17 protein-coding genes are annotated in these 14823 nt (G+C 42.0%); 16 read left to right on the top strand and 1 reads right to left on the bottom strand.

What is annotated here, in order from left to right:
• Positions 1 to 26 precede the first annotated feature (26 nt).
• The 3 genes from spoVG to ACHOLT_RS03465 all read left to right on the top strand — a co-directional run bounded on the left by spoVG (position 27) and on the right by ACHOLT_RS03465 (position 2890).
• Positions 27 to 281 (top strand): septation regulator SpoVG, encoded by a 255-nt coding sequence (spoVG, locus tag ACHOLT_RS03475; protein WP_425805790.1) that lies wholly within the window; start codon positions 27 to 29, stop codon positions 279 to 281.
• A 290-nt stretch (positions 282 to 571) separates the two neighbouring features.
• Positions 572 to 1933: a bifunctional UDP-N-acetylglucosamine diphosphorylase/glucosamine-1-phosphate N-acetyltransferase GlmU gene (gene glmU / locus ACHOLT_RS03470; RefSeq protein ID WP_425805788.1), complete on the top strand. Its 1362-nt coding sequence runs from the start codon at positions 572 to 574 to the stop codon at positions 1931 to 1933.
• 15 nt (positions 1934 to 1948) lie between these two features.
• Positions 1949 to 2890 carry a ribose-phosphate diphosphokinase gene (locus ACHOLT_RS03465; RefSeq protein WP_425805786.1) on the top strand — a complete coding sequence of 314 codons (942 nt, stop codon included), beginning with the start codon at positions 1949 to 1951 and terminating at the stop codon, positions 2888 to 2890.
• Between the two features lie 14 nt (positions 2891 to 2904).
• Here ACHOLT_RS03465 and ACHOLT_RS03460 read toward each other — a convergent pair whose 3' ends face one another.
• Positions 2905 to 3708: a PRC-barrel domain-containing protein gene (locus tag ACHOLT_RS03460; protein WP_425805785.1), complete on the bottom strand. Its 804-nt coding sequence runs from the start codon at positions 3706 to 3708 to the stop codon at positions 2905 to 2907.
• A gap of 83 nt (positions 3709 to 3791) precedes the next feature.
• Between ACHOLT_RS03460 and pth the strand changes: the two genes are divergently transcribed.
• The 13 genes from pth to ACHOLT_RS03395 all read left to right on the top strand — a co-directional run bounded on the left by pth (position 3792) and on the right by ACHOLT_RS03395 (position 14670).
• Positions 3792 to 4352: an aminoacyl-tRNA hydrolase gene (gene pth / locus ACHOLT_RS03455; RefSeq protein WP_425805783.1), complete on the top strand. Its 561-nt coding sequence runs from the start codon at positions 3792 to 3794 to the stop codon at positions 4350 to 4352.
• Positions 4353 to 4396: 44 nt separating this feature from the next.
• The gene (locus ACHOLT_RS03450; RefSeq protein ID WP_425805782.1) at positions 4397 to 4573 is read left to right on the top strand and encodes a hypothetical protein; all 177 of its coding nucleotides are present in this window, start codon (positions 4397 to 4399) and stop codon (positions 4571 to 4573) included.
• 266 nt (positions 4574 to 4839) lie between these two features.
• Complete coding sequence (gene mfd, locus ACHOLT_RS03445; RefSeq protein ID WP_425805781.1) at positions 4840 to 8385, top strand: transcription-repair coupling factor; 3546 nt, start codon at positions 4840 to 4842, stop codon at positions 8383 to 8385.
• Between the two features lie 38 nt (positions 8386 to 8423).
• The gene (locus ACHOLT_RS03440) at positions 8424 to 9452 is read left to right on the top strand and encodes a peptidylprolyl isomerase (RefSeq protein WP_425805780.1); all 1029 of its coding nucleotides are present in this window, start codon (positions 8424 to 8426) and stop codon (positions 9450 to 9452) included.
• A 267-nt stretch (positions 9453 to 9719) separates the two neighbouring features.
• Positions 9720 to 10268, top strand: a complete 549-nt coding sequence (gene spoVT, locus ACHOLT_RS03435) for a stage V sporulation protein T (RefSeq protein WP_425805779.1) — start codon at positions 9720 to 9722, stop codon at positions 10266 to 10268.
• 109 nt (positions 10269 to 10377) lie between these two features.
• Positions 10378 to 11841: a nucleoside triphosphate pyrophosphohydrolase gene (gene mazG, locus ACHOLT_RS03430; protein WP_425805778.1), complete on the top strand. Its 1464-nt coding sequence runs from the start codon at positions 10378 to 10380 to the stop codon at positions 11839 to 11841.
• A 74-nt stretch (positions 11842 to 11915) separates the two neighbouring features.
• On the top strand, positions 11916 to 12191 hold the full coding sequence (locus tag ACHOLT_RS03425; RefSeq protein WP_425805776.1) for an HU family DNA-binding protein: 276 nt from the start codon (positions 11916 to 11918) through the stop codon (positions 12189 to 12191).
• An 87-nt stretch (positions 12192 to 12278) separates the two neighbouring features.
• Positions 12279 to 12563, top strand: coding sequence for an RNA-binding S4 domain-containing protein (locus ACHOLT_RS03420; protein WP_425805775.1), 285 nt, complete (start codon positions 12279 to 12281; stop codon positions 12561 to 12563).
• 111 nt (positions 12564 to 12674) lie between these two features.
• Positions 12675 to 12935 (top strand): sporulation protein YabP, encoded by a 261-nt coding sequence (gene yabP / locus ACHOLT_RS03415; protein WP_425807864.1) that lies wholly within the window; start codon positions 12675 to 12677, stop codon positions 12933 to 12935.
• Positions 12936 to 12950: 15 nt separating this feature from the next.
• Positions 12951 to 13457: a spore cortex biosynthesis protein YabQ gene (gene yabQ, locus ACHOLT_RS03410; protein WP_425807863.1), complete on the top strand. Its 507-nt coding sequence runs from the start codon at positions 12951 to 12953 to the stop codon at positions 13455 to 13457.
• Between the two features lie 181 nt (positions 13458 to 13638).
• Entirely contained in the window at positions 13639 to 13881 is a 243-nt protein-coding gene (locus ACHOLT_RS03405; protein WP_425807861.1) for a sigma factor-like helix-turn-helix DNA-binding protein, read from the top strand.
• Positions 13871 to 14185, top strand: coding sequence for an FtsB family cell division protein (locus tag ACHOLT_RS03400; protein WP_425805774.1), 315 nt, complete (start codon positions 13871 to 13873; stop codon positions 14183 to 14185). Before ACHOLT_RS03405 ends, ACHOLT_RS03400 begins: the two co-directional genes overlap by 11 nt.
• Before the next feature lie 101 nt (positions 14186 to 14286).
• Positions 14287 to 14670, top strand: coding sequence for a S1 RNA-binding domain-containing protein (locus tag ACHOLT_RS03395; RefSeq protein ID WP_425805773.1), 384 nt, complete (start codon positions 14287 to 14289; stop codon positions 14668 to 14670).
• Positions 14671 to 14823: the final 153 nt, after the last annotated feature.

The following is a 14823-nucleotide window of genomic DNA, read 5'->3' as shown; positions in this document are numbered from 1 at the left end:
TCGAAAGGGAAGGGTGGTGAATCTTTGTGAATATTACGGATGTACGTGTTCGAAAGATTAATGCTGAAGGTAAAATGAAAGCGGTGGTTTCGGTAACGTTTGACAATTCTTTCGTTGTTCATGATGTGAAGGTTGTTGAAGGAACAAATGGATTATTTGTTGCCATGCCGAGCCGTAAAACTCCGGAAGGGGAATTCCGTGACATAGCTCACCCTATTTCCTCTGCAGCCCGAGAAGTGATTCAAACTGCAGTTTTGAAGGCTTATCAAGAGGCGATTTAAAGTAAGTAACGGTTTATCAATGTGTGCGGCAATAAACATTGAAATTGTTAAAGATTAAATAGAATTAGATAACTTGAAAGAGACCGTTGAGGTCTCTTTTTAAATAAAATCCTTTTTTATTTTTATTTGTTAATTAAGAAATCCTAAATAAAGCTAAAGATAAAGGAGGAATTATGTGCTTTTTTGACGAATAAAGTTATTTTGAGGTTGATACAAAGAAGATTCTTGGAAAAAGATTCTTGGGGTAGATTGGTCAGCTTACGGTTAAACTAGGTTGGAGGCGAATAACCATGCCGAATTGGGCGGCAGTTATTATGGCTGCAGGAAAAGGAACCCGCATGAAATCCAAGCTTCCCAAAGTGATGCATTGTGTGGCAGGGAAGCCAATGATCGAGCATGTTCTGGATCTTGCGGCAGAAAATAATGTTGAACAATCATTTGTTATTTTAGGCCATGGACGAGAAAAGATTGAGGAGTTTTTGGCTGGACGGGCTAAGATTGTTCTTCAAACCGAACAGTTAGGAACAGGCCATGCTATTATGCAGGCCATCCCTTATCTTGAGGGGATAGATAACATCGTTGTTTTGAGCGGAGATCAACCGCTAATCCGTCCGGAAACTTTAGCTAAACTCATCCGACTTCATACGGATTTTCAAGGAGCGGCTACGGTTTTAACAGCTCGATTTGAAAATCCCTTTGGATATGGGCGAATTATTAAGGAAAATAATAATCTCGTGAAAATTGTTGAAGAAAAGGATGCAACACCGGAAGAGCGTACGATTCAGGAAATTAATACGGGAACGTATTGCTTCAATGTTCCTAAACTTAAGGAAGCGTTGAAACAGATTACGCCTCAAAATGCCCAGGGAGAGTACTACCTTACCGGAGTATTTGATCTATTTTTAGCTCAAGGCGATAAAATCACGACATATTGCACAGAAGATGCCAATGAGGCCTTGGGAATCAATAGCCGAGTGCAATTGGCTGAGGCTGAGCATGTCATACGTGAACGAATTCTAAATTATTGGATGGACGAAGGAGTTACCATCCTTGATCCTGCGTCAACCTTCATTGGGAGTGAGGTTCAACTCAGCCGTGATGTGGTGCTTGAGCCCTATACCATCTTAAAAGGGAAAACTCGGATTGCCGAAGATGTCATTCTTGGCCCTCAAACAACACTTGAAAATTGTGTCTGTGAGGCGGGATGTGAAGTCACCCATACAGTAGCCAAAGATGCTGTGATTGGACCACAGTGTATCGTTGGCCCTTTTGCGTATTTAAGGCCAGGAACAGTTTTAGCGTCAAAGGTTAAAGTCGGAGATTTTGTTGAAATCAAAAATAGTCAAATCGGTGAAGGAAGTAAAGTACCCCATCTCAGCTACGTAGGTGATTCCCAAGTTGGTAAATCTGTAAATATTGGGGCAGGCACAATTACGTGCAATTATGATGGAGTTAAAAAATATAAGACTTTAATTGGGGATAACGTTTTTATTGGGAGCAATACTAACCTTGTAGCTCCTGTAGAAATTGGTGAAGGGGCTATAACCGGGGCTGGTTCAACAATTACAAAAAATGTACCGGCACATGCTTTAGCTGTTGAGCGGAGTACCCAGAAGATGAAAGAAAACTGGGTTCGCAATAATAATAAATAGGGGGATAAATTAGGAATGTCGGTCAAGGAGCTAAAAATATTTTGTGGTAACGCCAACCGTGAACTTGCAGAGGAAATTGTAGATTATCTAGGTGTCCCGCTAGGTGCGTCAAAAGTTAAACGCTTTCAAGACGGCGAGATTGCCATCGAAATCAATGAAAGTGTGCGGGGTGCAGACGTTTTTGTCGTACAACCGACTTGTAATCCGACGAATGATAATATTATGGAACTATTGATTATGATTGATGCTTTAAAACGCGCTTCTGCGCGTCGGATTACGCCCGTGATTCCCTATTACGGATATGCAAGACAAGAACGGAAGTCAAGAGCACGTGATCCAATTACGGCTAAACTTATGGCTAATCTCATTACGACTGCAGGAGCAGATCGGGTGGTAACCATGGATCTTCATGCTCCGGCTATTCAAGGCTTTTTTGACATTCCGGTTGATCATCTTCCAGGTGTACCTATTCTTGCCGAGTACTTCCGGACGAAAGGACTTGAGGATGTCGCGGTTGTTTCTCCTGATTTAGGCGGAGTACAAAGGTCACGCAATCTTGCCGAAAGAATTGGGGCAACACTCGCGATTATTGATAAACGGCGTCCCGAGCCCAATGTCTCACAGATCATGAATGTCATCGGAGATATTCAAGGGAAAACTGTGATTATGATTGACGATATTATTGATACTGCAGGGACAATTACCCAAGGAGCTCAGGCTCTTATTGACCGAGGTGCCAAAGAAGTTTATGCTTGCTGTACTCACCCTGTATTATCTGGACCTGCTCTTGAGAGGCTTGAAAAGTCAGTGATTAAAGAAGTCATTGTTACGAATACGATCCCTCTCGATCCAGAACAAAAGATCCCCAAAATTAAGACACTTTCTGTGGCACCCTTGTTGGGAGCAGCCATTGTTCGCATCCATGAGGATCTTTCGGTTAGTAAGCTTTTCAGTTAAGGAGTCCCCTGGGGTTAACCCAGGGGTTCTTTGGTTATCGGACTGGATTCGGCGACATCGGAATTTTCAATGGAAGTGTTTTCTAAGGGTTGTGCGGCAATATTTGTAGTTCCGGTTAAGGCTGTGGATGATAGGGTATTGTCTTCCGTAAGTTCTTCAGAAGAAACGATTTCGTTGTCAATCGTTTCTGGATTTACAGGGTTAATTTCGATGGCTTTATCCTTTTTAAAATATTTCCCAATGGAATGTGTGGTTTCACTTGCCAAGTGTGAGGTCGAGTGAAGGATTGATTTAAAGCTGTCGCTTATTCCTTTATCTGCAGCGGCGAGATGGACTTCACTGCCTTTTTGAGTGACGATGACATCTTGACCAATCGTTGAAATATACTCAGCTTGCAGAAGTGCTTTCCCGTTCAAAAGACCCTCAAGCTTCCCTCCGGAAATTTCAATCTGAGTTATAGCCCCCGTTTCCGGATCAATATAATATTCTTCAGCAATGCCAAGGGTCTTACCGCTTTGGGTAATCACTCGTGTGCCAATGATCGAAAGTTTTTCTTTGATTAAGCTGAGGATTTCCGGAAGACTTGCTGATTTTTCAACATGACCGCCTTTATCAATGGTAATGGCATCATCCCCAACACTGACGACCTTGCCATAGGGAATAATGCGCTGATCCTTGAAGAAGCCTTTGGGATCAATGACGAGAGCCGCCAGGGACTTGGTGCTAGCATCAATAACCAGTCCTTTAACATAACCGATATGTTGTCCTTCACTTAGGGAGATAATCGGTAAGGATAAAAATTTACGGCTGGGTTTCAAGTCTATTCGCCCCCTTATTTTGGATATTTTTCTTTTAAATCTATTCACGGATGAATGGTAATATGCTTGAGGAGCTGAAAAAAATGAAACTTATTGCAGGGTTAGGAAACCCGGGTGGTCAATATGCGGAGACCCGTCATAATGTAGGTTTCTTGCTCTTAGATACATGGGCAGAAGAACTGAAGCTTGATTTTCGACAGAAATATCAAGGCTTAATCGCTGAAACTCAGTGGGCTGGTGAAAGGGTATTTTTGCTTAAACCCCAGACTTTTATGAATCTCAGCGGACGTTCGATTCGCGAAGTGGTTCAATTTTATAAAATCCTTTCCAAAGATGTTTTAGTCGTTCATGATGATATGGATTTACCTCTAGGTCGGATTCGTCTCCGCCAATCCGGCAGCGCCGGCGGTCATAATGGCATAAAGTCGACCATAGCAGAAATAGGAACTGAGGAATTTTGGCGGTTAAAAATCGGCGTAGGAAGACCGCCTGCGGGTTGGGATCCCGCTAATTATGTGCTCGGTGCTTTTGGCAAAGAAGAAGTCCCTGTGCTTGAGGATGTGCTTGAGCGGGGACAGGAAGTCTTGCGTCTATGGGTTCAAGGGGAGAGCAATAAAGCAATGAATACATTCAATCGAGTATAACTGCACAAAGCAAAGGTTAAGCTAAGTGGAGGAGGTGCTGGGTAATGTATGTCATGAAAGTCTGCCAAATCTGCGACCGAATCCTTGGTGAACTTGAGCTAGATGACTTGACCTCTGAACGGCCTGATTCTATAATAAATTTTGTGGGTAATGTGGCTTATTCTTTATGCCCTGACTGTATGAAACAATTGGAAATGGAACGGTATCAAAGATTTCATTAAAAAGAATGAACGAAAGAATAAGTTAATGCGTAACTAGAGGTATGTTTTTAAATATACCTCTATATCTTCTTGTGTTTGGCGCTATAAAGGAAACTTGCTTCAGGTGGAGTGTTAACTCCATCTGAAGCTTAGTTGACTTATCCAGGGCTTAGCGCCACTTATCTCCCTCGTAAGAAGCGGGAGTCTTAGTGGCGGTTAGTAATGGATAAATGGGGGTCCTCGCTCGGACGTTCAGTTTTTTGCGCGGGTTAAACAGGTTTGAAAGGATGGACGGGTTGAGTACAATTCATCATTATCTTGAGCAAGGGCTGGACCTCATCGGAATTCGAGACGCCATTGCGCAAAAAGAATGGCCGCAAATGATCTATAATTTAACAGGAAGCCAAAAAAGCACTCTCACTGCGGAACTCCTGAATTCAGGAAGAAAAGGTTTAATTCTTACCTACTCCGAGGAGGCTGCCCAAAAGTGGGTGAATGATCTCAAAGCTTGGTTACCTGAGGAATCCATTTTATACTTTCCTGCGACGGAGTGGTTACCGTTTGAAGTTCTCGGGCGAAGCAGGGAGACGACAGCAGAGCGGATTAAGGTTTTAAACGCGCTGGCTCAAAATAAGCAGCAAATCGTTGTTGCTCCAATCCTGGCCATTGATCGGCGGATGTTTTCCGAAGAGCGTTGGAAGAAATATACTCAAGAGTTTAAACTAGGGGAAACTTACCAACTGACAAAGGTAATAGCAAACCTAGTAACGGCAGGTTATGATCGGTTAGAGGTTATTGAAGGAAAAGGGCAGTTTGCACTTCGCGGAGGGATCTTAGATATTTGGCCTCTGGACGGAGAACCTCTGCGGATTGAATTTTTTGATGAAGAAGTGGATTCCATTCGTGTATTTGATGTTGATTCGCAAAAGTCGACTCGACCGTTAGAGCAGGTTTTAGTTCCTCCGGTTTTAGAATATGTAGTTAATCCCAAGGAATTAGAAAAGCTGCGCTGGGAGATTCGCAGTCAAGCACGAAAAGTATCTGGACGTTTTAGCCGAAGCGGACGGAAAGAAGCGGCTGAACGGATCCAAGAAAAGGTTGAACGTTTAGAAGAACGATTAAGCCAGGGAATTTTGGATGAGAGTGTTTATCCTTACCTTAGCTTGCTTGAGAATTCTTTAGGCTCTTTTTTTTCGTTAATGCAGGATGAGCGTTATGTGATTTTAGATGAACCCTTGCGTCTGAAGGAACAATTGGAATTTCAACTGAAGGAGCGTTTAGAGGAGTATACTCAAGCTCTGGAAAAGGGCGAAGAATTCGTAAGTCCGGAAACTCAATTTATAACGTATCAGGATCTGCTGGATTATGGTACTAAACGCCCCTTTGTTTTTTTGTCAACTTTGCCCCGCCAAGTTACGGGAATTTCTCCGCGTCGGATTTTTAACCTCACGGTACGAACGTTAACTGGTTTTATGGGCAAAACAGGGGTCCTAGCTGAGGAAATTGAACGTTGGCAGAGGATGAGCTATGTTGTTTCTTTGTTTGCAGGGGATATCGAACATGCCGAACGGCTGATTCAAGGTTTAGGAGATCGCGGAGCGGCGGCAAAGCTACAAGGGTTGAATGAAGAGGTTCAGGAGGGAGGAGTTTATGTTTATCCATATTCCCTCGATCAGGGCTTTGAGTTACCCTTGGGTAAGCTGGTTATTTTAACTGAAGCGGAAATCTATAAAAGGGAAAGAAAAACGTCTTCTAGGCGTCTAGAAATAAAGGAAACAAAAACGACACGGCTCCAATTTTCCGATCTTAAGCCCGGAGATTATGTCGTTCATGTTCATCATGGAATCGGTAAATTTTTAGGGATTGAAAGATTGAATGTCGGCGGGGTTGAGAAAGATTACTTTACTGTAAAATACGCCGGTGAGGATAGGCTGTATGTTCCGCTGGATCAACTCAATCTCCTGCAAAAATATTTAGGCAGTGATGCGGAAACCTTGCCTAAGCTTTATAAGCTGGGCGGAAGTGATTGGAAAAAGGTCAAAAGTAAAGCCAAAAGTGCGATTAAAGAAATGGCCTTTGATTTAGTAAAACTCTATGCGGAACGGGAAGCTGTTCAAGGATTTTCCTTTTCACCGGATAATGTCTGGCAGCAGGAATTCGAGGAGAAATTTCCTTATCAGGAAACTCCGGATCAGCTTCAGTGCATTGACGAGGTAAAAAAGGATATGCTTCGTCAGCGGCCGATGGATCGGCTGCTCTGCGGAGATGTCGGATATGGGAAGACTGAAGTCGCTTTGCGCGCTGCGTTTAAAGCGGTTACGGACAGCAAGCAGGTTGCAGTGCTCGTTCCAACCACAATTCTCGCCCAACAGCATTTTAATACTTTCCGTGAACGATTTATGGGTTATCCTGTAACGATTGAAATGCTGAGCCGTTTCCGAACGGCTAAGGAGCAAAAGGTAATTATCCAGGGACTTAAAGACGGAAGCATTGATATCGTCGTTGGAACTCATCGCCTTGTATCCAATAGTGTTAAGTTCAAGGATCTGGGCCTTTTGGTTATTGATGAAGAGCAGCGATTTGGAGTATCCCACAAAGAAAAGCTCAAGACACTGAAGGCTAATGTTGATGTTTTAACCCTTTCAGCAACCCCCATTCCGCGTACCTTGCATATGTCGTTAGTCGGGGTAAGGGATATGAGCGTAATTGAGACTCCTCCGGAGGATCGCTATCCCGTTCAGACTTATGTCGCAGAGCTTAGGCCTGATCTTGTGCGCGATGCGATTCGTCGAGAAATCCAGCGGGGCGGGCAAGTGTTTTTCGTTCATAATCGAGTGGAAGATATGGAGCAGGTTATGCGCTTTTTGAGTCAACTCGTACCGGAAGCTCGTTATGGAATGGCTCATGGTCAAATGAGTGAGGCAGAATTGGAAAAAGAAATGCTTTCTTTTCTGGAACATGAAAGCGATATTTTAGTTTGTACGACGATTATTGAAACAGGCCTGGATATGCCCAATGTCAATACCTTAATTATTGATGAATCTGATCGGTTGGGGTTGGGGCAGCTTTATCAGCTGCGGGGACGGGTTGGTCGTTCTAACCGTAAAGCTTATGCCTATTTTCTTTATAAGCCGCAAAAGGTGCTTACGGAAGTTGCTGAGAAGCGTTTAGCATCCATTCGGGAATTTACTGAGTTTGGATCGGGACTAAAAATTGCGATGCGCGATTTGGAAATTCGCGGAGCCGGAAATTTAATTGGCGCACAGCAACATGGACATTTAGCAGCCGTAGGGTTTGAACTGTACAGTCAAATGCTTAAAGAAGCGGTGCAGGAGATAAAGGGAGAACACGTTGAGGAGAAGATTGAGCCCAGTATTGAAGTTCAAGTCGATGCCTTCTTACCTGATGAATATATTTCTGATCGCCAGGCGAAAGCCCTGCTCTATCAACGTATGGTGATGATCTCCTCCGAAAATGAAATGAGTGATATGATCGATGAACTGATCGACCGATTTGGAAATCCACCCCGCGAGGTGGAGAATTTGTTGAAAATCATTCGGATTAAGTGGGTTGCGGCAGAATTAAAGATTGAGCAGATCAAACAAATAAAACAGCAAGTTGTCCTTAAATTCGCCTCGGATCCAGGCCTTACGGGTGAAAAATTGATGACCGTAGCAGCAGAATCTCCTTATCCGGTTTCCTTTGGGGCCACTGGAGAAGGAAATTTGGAAATCAAGGTCCGCCTGCGTTCGCAAGCCCAAGAGGAAATTCTGGAGGCAATACATCGTGTTTTGCTGGTATTTAATGGTATTGCGTCAGGGACAACGCCCTGATATAATGGCTCTTGATGGATGCGAAAGGGTGTGACGGTATGAAAAAATTCCGGACGAGCATAGTTGCCGGAGTCTTAGTTCTAGCCTTAAGTTTAATGGGGTGCTCCTCTCTGGTCGGGGGAAAATGGGTAGCTAAGGTGAATGGAGAGACAATCTCTTTGACAGATTATAATGCCCGCACTTCAGATGTACAAAAGGCCTATGAACAGCAAGGAATGAAATTCGATACAGATCAAGGGAAACAAGCCTCGAAACAGATTCAGGGTGAAGTTCTTAACAGCATGGTTGGTTCTGTTTTAGTTAAGCAAGAGGTTAAAAGGCTTGGATTGAATGTTGACGATCCAAAAGTAAAGACGGCGGAAGATAATATTAAAAAACAAATTGGTGATGACGCTGCATTCCAATCTTGGCTTAAACAACAGGGAATGACCGAGGCGGAGGTTAAAAATTATTTGGCCTTATCCGATAAGGTAACGGCAGATGTTAAGGTCACTGATGCGGATATTAAAAAATACTTTGATGACCATCAAGATCAATATGGTGGCCAATCTGAGCAGGTTAAAGCAAGTCACATTCTTGTAAAGACGGAAGATGAAGCAAAAGCAATTATTGATCAGCTTAAAAAGAGCAATAATTTAGCTGCTGACTTCGCCCAACTGGCTAAAGATAAGTCCACAGAACCTGGGGCTAAGGATTCCGGAGGAGAACTCGGATATTTCAGCAAAGGAAAAATGGTTCCTGAATTTGAAGCTGCAGCTTTTGCTCAAAAGGTCGGCACCTTCTCAACGACACCCGTTAAAACTGAATTTGGATATCATGTCATTCTAGTCGAAGATCATAAGGCAGCAGTAAATGCTGATTTTTCAAAAGCTAAAGATCAAGTCTCGAGCGATGCTTTGAATGATGCAAAAGGGCAGAAGTTTGAAGCTTATTTCAACGATTTAAATCAAAAAGCCAAAATTGAGTATGCGAGCGGATATAATCCGAAGGATACCGCTACGACGCCTTCAACAACAACACCTTCGACTACGGCTCCTTCAGATACAACTCCTCAAACAAATAAATAATAATAAACAATTATTAAAGCTGTTGATTTTTGTAATCAACAGCTTTTTACATTGGATACATTTTTATAAAACCTTATTTCTTTAGTTATGGAAAAAAATGAATAATAGGGTATCTCAAGATATATACTATCAGTGAGTTAAACCACGTAAGATTTCCTGCAACAGGGAATTTGACAACAATAAATTCAATGTTGAATGGTTTACCGTGTCCGTAATGACCGCGTTGGAAAATTCAGCTTATAGGCTAATAAGGAGGGAAGAGCGTCCATGAAAGCAACAGGCATTGTAAGAAGAATTGATGATCTTGGTCGTGTTGTTATTCCAAAAGAAATTCGTAGGACACTTCGCATAAGAGAGGGAGATCCATTGGAGATCTTTGTTGATCGCGAAGGGGAAGTAATTCTAAAAAAGTATTCTCCTATTGGTGAGCTTGGGGATTTTGCCAAGGAATATGCAGATTCTCTATATGAGGCTACAGGACATATAGCCTGTATTGCGGACCGGGATGTTATTATCGCAGTTGCGGGTGCATCGAAGAAGGAATATTTAGATCGACCAATCTGGGTCCCCCTTGAACAGGCGATGAATGAACGTAAAACCATTCATATAAAAGCGGGAGAAACCGTCAAAGGAATGGAAGATGACGAGGAGCAGGCAAAGCTCACAACCCAAGTTGTTGCTCCGATTATTGCCGAAGGAGATCCAATCGGAGCAGTGATTCTTATGTCTAAGGATCCTAATGTTAAAATGGGTGATTTGGAGCTTAAATTAGTCGAGACTGCAGCGGGTTTTCTTGCTAAGCAAATGGAACAATAGTTTGCAAACGAATTTAAGTTACATAGCAGAGGATTTTAAGCGGCTGTAATGAAGCCGCTTAATTCTTTTTAACGGATGTGGTAGAATAACAGCCGGGAGGTGGAACTTAATGAGGAATACACTGCATGTGCTCGGATTAGGCCCGGCAGGATTAGAAACGATGACTCTTGGTACATATCGTTTAATCTTATCTTCAGATAAAGTTTTCATGCGGACCAATAATCATCCGTGTGTTCAGGATTTAATTCTTGAAGGGGCTAGGTTTGAATCGTTTGATTCGTATTATGATCAAGGACAATCTTTTGAAGAGGTGTACGAGAGGATTGTTAAACGCCTGGAAGAAGAACTGACTGTTCATGAAGAGGTTGTCTATGCGGTACCTGGACACCCTGCAGTAGCGGAGCGAAGTGTTCAGTTGCTTGTGGACAAGCTTTCTTCAAGATTTCGTATTGTTATTCATCCATCGGTCAGTTTTTTGGACGGAATTTTTACGGCAATACCCATGGACCCTATTCAAGGCCTGCTTATACGCAATTATGATGCCTTAAGAGGCTCTGAATTGACGGGGCGTGAATGGCTTATTATTCCCCAAGTTTATAGTTCTTTAATTGCTTCGGATGTTAAACTGGACTTGATGGAGGTTTATCCTGATGAAGCCCCGGTCATGATTGTTCAAGCTTTAGGAACTCAGGAACAGATTGTTCGGAAGGTGAGCCTTTATGAACTGGATCATCAACAATTTGATCATTTAACAACGGTTCTTGTTCCTCCGCATAGGGATGTTATATCCATGGCTAAGCTTGAAGAGGTTATGAAAACTCTCCGATCTCCCGGGGGGTGTCCGTGGGATCGGGAACAAACGCATGAAACCTTAAAACCTTATTTAATCGAAGAAAGTTATGAGGTTTTAGAAGCAATTGAACACCAGGATATGTATAATTTAGCAGAAGAATTGGGAGACTTATTATTACAAGTAGTTTTTCATGCGCAAGTAGCATATGAAGCCGGCGAATTCGAATTTGCGGATGTTTTAAGAGGAATTATTCATAAAATGATTCATCGGCATCCTCATGTTTTCGGTGAGGTGCATGTTGATAATTCAGAGCAGGTATTGAAGAACTGGGAAGAAATAAAGAAAGAAGAAAAAAGAGAAGAACGGGCGAAGGGGTGGTTCCATTTTCCTCAGGCCTTACCCGCCTTAATGCTTGCAGCAAAAACACAGAAGACTGTGGCGAAAGTCGGCTTTGACTGGGATGATTATCGAGGGGCACTCGCAAAAGTTCATGAAGAAATACAAGAGCTCCAAGAGGCGATAAAGTCCGGAGAGGGAATTCGAGAAGAGTTCGGTGATACACTTTTTGCTCTTGTAAATTTAGCCCGTTTCCTTAAGTTAGACCCAGAGGATACCTTGCGGGGGGCTGTTCATAAATTCCAAGCCCGTTTTGAGAAAATGGCGGAAATGGCGTTGGGAGAAGAGAAGAGTTTAGAAAATATGACCCTGGAAGAGATGGATTTTTACTGGGAAAAGGCCAAGAGAGATGAAAAAAGTGGAAATATTGTTGGGAATGTGTGAATCCAAGCAGGAGTTTGACTATTTATCGCGAAATATAACGCGAAATACTTAATTCAAATTTGGGGGGAATTGTTTTGAATAAGGCTGACTTAGTTGCAATGGTGGCAGAAAAAACCGATATGTCCAAGAAAGATTCTGAAAAAGCTGTTAACGCTGTTTTCGGCGCCATTGAAGAAGCACTCGCAAAGAACGATAAGGTTCAACTTGTAGGTTTTGGAACCTTTGAAGTCAAAAATCGTGCTGAACGTACAGGCCGCAACCCACAAACTAAAGAGAGCATTATTATCCCAGCTTCTAAAGTTCCCAGCTTTAAAGCAGGCAAAGCTCTTAAGGATGCTGTTCAACAGTAATTTAATTAACAATCTATAAAAAATGTAAGATCAGGTTCATAGAACCTGATCTTACATTTATCCCAATCAAGCAGAGGTTAAAGAATTATGCGCATTGATAAATATTTAAAAGTATCTCGCTTAATTAAACGACGTACAGTCGCCAAGGATATTTGTGAGGGCGAAAAAATCCAGCTTAATGGGCGAACCGCAAAACCCTCTGCAGATGTTAAAACTGGAGATAAAATAACAATTGAAATTGGTAATCATCTATTGGAGGTTGAAGTGCTTTTGACTCCGAATAGTGTTAAAGCAAATGAAGCTCACCTCCTGTATAACGTTATCCGAGATGAAAAACGTTCGCTTAAGGAAGAGGATCCCTTTGGAATCTAAGCTCAGCTAAAGCTGGGCTTTTTTATTTATTCTAGAAGTCTAAAGGACAGTTTTTCGGAATAACGTTTAAGAAGAAAAGGAATTAGGGGGCTGAGCAGGGTGGATAAAAATATGAACAAAGTTCACCGGCTAACCATGGATAACCGGGAATTTCTTTCTCTTACCGGAGTGTCAAAGGTTCAATCCTTTGACCCAAAGGAGATTATTCTTGAAACAGTTCAAGGATTGCTCAATATAAAGGGAGAGAAGCTGGGGATCAAGCACTTGGATCTCAAAGAAGGTCTTGTCGAAATTGAGGGATTTGTTGAAGGTTTAGTTTACCCGCGTTCGAATGGATCAAGAGGAAATTTGTGGGGGCGGATTTTCAGGTAAAGGGGGGAGAGTAAAATATCAGAATTTCAGGCTTTTTTTTGGGTTGTAATGGCGGGAGTTGTTGTTGGCATTTTCTTTGATTTTTACCGTTCCCTTCGCCATTGGTTAAAATGGGGCCGGATAAGTACATGGGCTGGTGATTTACTCTTTTCTCTGGCAGCCTTATTTATTCTTTTTCGCTTTTTCTTACGGGCCAATGCCCTTGATTTTCGGATTTATATTCTTTGGGGAAGCGTATTGGGACTTTTCCTCTATCTTCGCTTTTTAAGCAAGCTTATCATTAAAATGTACCTTCGCCTTTTTTATATGATCTCCTATTTCTTTTGGCTGCTTAAAGAAGGAGCTAAGATACCCATTAGAGGTGTTTTTGTTTTGATGCGTCCGCCCTATGCGCTATTGCGTTGGTTTAGTTTTCTCATCTATCGCATCTTGGAGGCATTTTTAGCTCAGCCGCTAAAACAAATATACTTAAAAGCTATTTTCTTTTGGGAACGGCTCTTTCCGCCTAGGACTAAAGGGTAAAAATTACCAAAAGGGATTGATTCCTTGCGGGCACCTTTGTATAATGTAGTTGATGTCCATAATTTGTAGTTAACATGTACACAATATGTACTCAATTTGTCCACAAGTTAATCACAGCTTGTGTATAACTTTTTAAAGATTTGTGGATAAACTCAACAAAATTGCAGCAAAGGTGAAGCACGTGCACTTTGAAATTCGCGGTCTAGAGAAATTAAGTTTTCGGGAGCGTCAAGCCGTTGTTTTGAAAGAAAAAGGGCTTCCAAGCGATCAAATTGCCAAAAGACTCCACCTCAGTGCAAGTTCTGTTGCAACTCTGCTTGCAAGAGCAAAAAGCAAAGGGTATGAAATTGTTTGTATAATTCCTGAAGCAGAATTCGGCCTGGGAGGAAATGATTTCGATGAAGAGGAGCCAGATGATGAATAAGTCCCAGCCTGAAATAAAAAAAAGCAAAAAGAAACATCAATTTTCATTTGGGCGCTTAATCATCCTAACTTTTCTGGTAACGACTTTTACGACTTCGGGATGGAAGCTTTTTTTATTACAGCAAGAAGTCAATGGTAAGGTAGCTGAGCTTGAGTCCCAGAAACAGACTCTTTTAGAGGAAAAGTCCGGTTTGGAACAGGAAATTGTCAGACTGAATACGCCCAGTTATATTGAACAATTAGCACGAGAACAATTAGGCTTAGTACGTAAAGGAGAAATCATGATTTCTCCTAAAAAACAGTAAAGATTTGTTAGTATTAAAGGCGTTAATCTTGACAGTTCTCTTGAGACGCAGATATAATAAGCTTAAGTATCTAGATTATCACAAGGAGGAATTTGCTTCGTATGGCCATTGCGGTTGGCAGCATTGTTGAAGGAGTAGTGACGGGGATCACCAATTTTGGAGCTTTTATTGAGTTGCCAGAAAAGGTTACGGGACTCGTGCATATCTCAGAAGTAGCAGATGCTTATGTAAAGGATGTAAGGGACTATCTAAAGGAACAGGATCACGTAAAAGTTAAGGTGATTCATGTTGACGAGAAAGGAAAGATTGGTTTATCCATTAAACAAGCTAATCCAAGTTCTCGGACAAATCGTGAACGACGTCAACCAACCGTATCTTTTGAAGATAAATTGGCCAAGTTCATAAAAGACAGCGATGAACGCCAGTTGGATTATCGCCGCGCGACTGAATCGAAGCGGGGTGGACGGGGTTCAAGTCGGTATTAAAATTATCTAAGATGTTTAGTAATGCTGGGAGAAAACTCCCAGCGTTTTTGCTTTTTAAAAACGTAAAATGCTAAGATTATTTTTCTATTTATCGAGAATTTTGAGGTATTCTCGAGTTATTGCGGGAATACGTCGAAAGTTATTCATTTTAGG

This window comes from Desulfitobacterium nosdiversum, assembly GCF_049860565.1.
Lineage (GTDB): Bacteria > Bacillota > Desulfitobacteriia > Desulfitobacteriales > Desulfitobacteriaceae > Desulfitobacterium_A > Desulfitobacterium_A nosdiversum.
Note: the sequence above shows the minus strand (reverse complement) of the source record. Positions and strands in the feature narration are given on the sequence as shown.

Coding starts and splice junctions, on each gene's coding strand:
- ACHOLT_RS03395 (WP_425805773.1), top strand. CDS start 14,287: ATGGCCATTGCGGTTGGCAGCATTGTTGAAGGAGTAGTGACGGGGATC.
- ACHOLT_RS03420 (WP_425805775.1), top strand. CDS start 12,279: ATGCGCATTGATAAATATTTAAAAGTATCTCGCTTAATTAAACGACGT.
- yabP (WP_425807864.1), top strand. CDS start 12,675: ATGAACAAAGTTCACCGGCTAACCATGGATAACCGGGAATTTCTTTCT.
- mfd (WP_425805781.1), top strand. CDS start 4,840: ATGGACGGGTTGAGTACAATTCATCATTATCTTGAGCAAGGGCTGGAC.
- ACHOLT_RS03450 (WP_425805782.1), top strand. CDS start 4,397: ATGTATGTCATGAAAGTCTGCCAAATCTGCGACCGAATCCTTGGTGAA.
- ACHOLT_RS03440 (WP_425805780.1), top strand. CDS start 8,424: ATGAAAAAATTCCGGACGAGCATAGTTGCCGGAGTCTTAGTTCTAGCC.
- ACHOLT_RS03465 (WP_425805786.1), top strand. CDS start 1,949: ATGTCGGTCAAGGAGCTAAAAATATTTTGTGGTAACGCCAACCGTGAA.
- mazG (WP_425805778.1), top strand. CDS start 10,378: ATGAGGAATACACTGCATGTGCTCGGATTAGGCCCGGCAGGATTAGAA.
- pth (WP_425805783.1), top strand. CDS start 3,792: ATGAAACTTATTGCAGGGTTAGGAAACCCGGGTGGTCAATATGCGGAG.
- glmU (WP_425805788.1), top strand. CDS start 572: ATGCCGAATTGGGCGGCAGTTATTATGGCTGCAGGAAAAGGAACCCGC.
- spoVT (WP_425805779.1), top strand. CDS start 9,720: ATGAAAGCAACAGGCATTGTAAGAAGAATTGATGATCTTGGTCGTGTT.
- ACHOLT_RS03400 (WP_425805774.1), top strand. CDS start 13,871: ATGATGAATAAGTCCCAGCCTGAAATAAAAAAAAGCAAAAAGAAACAT.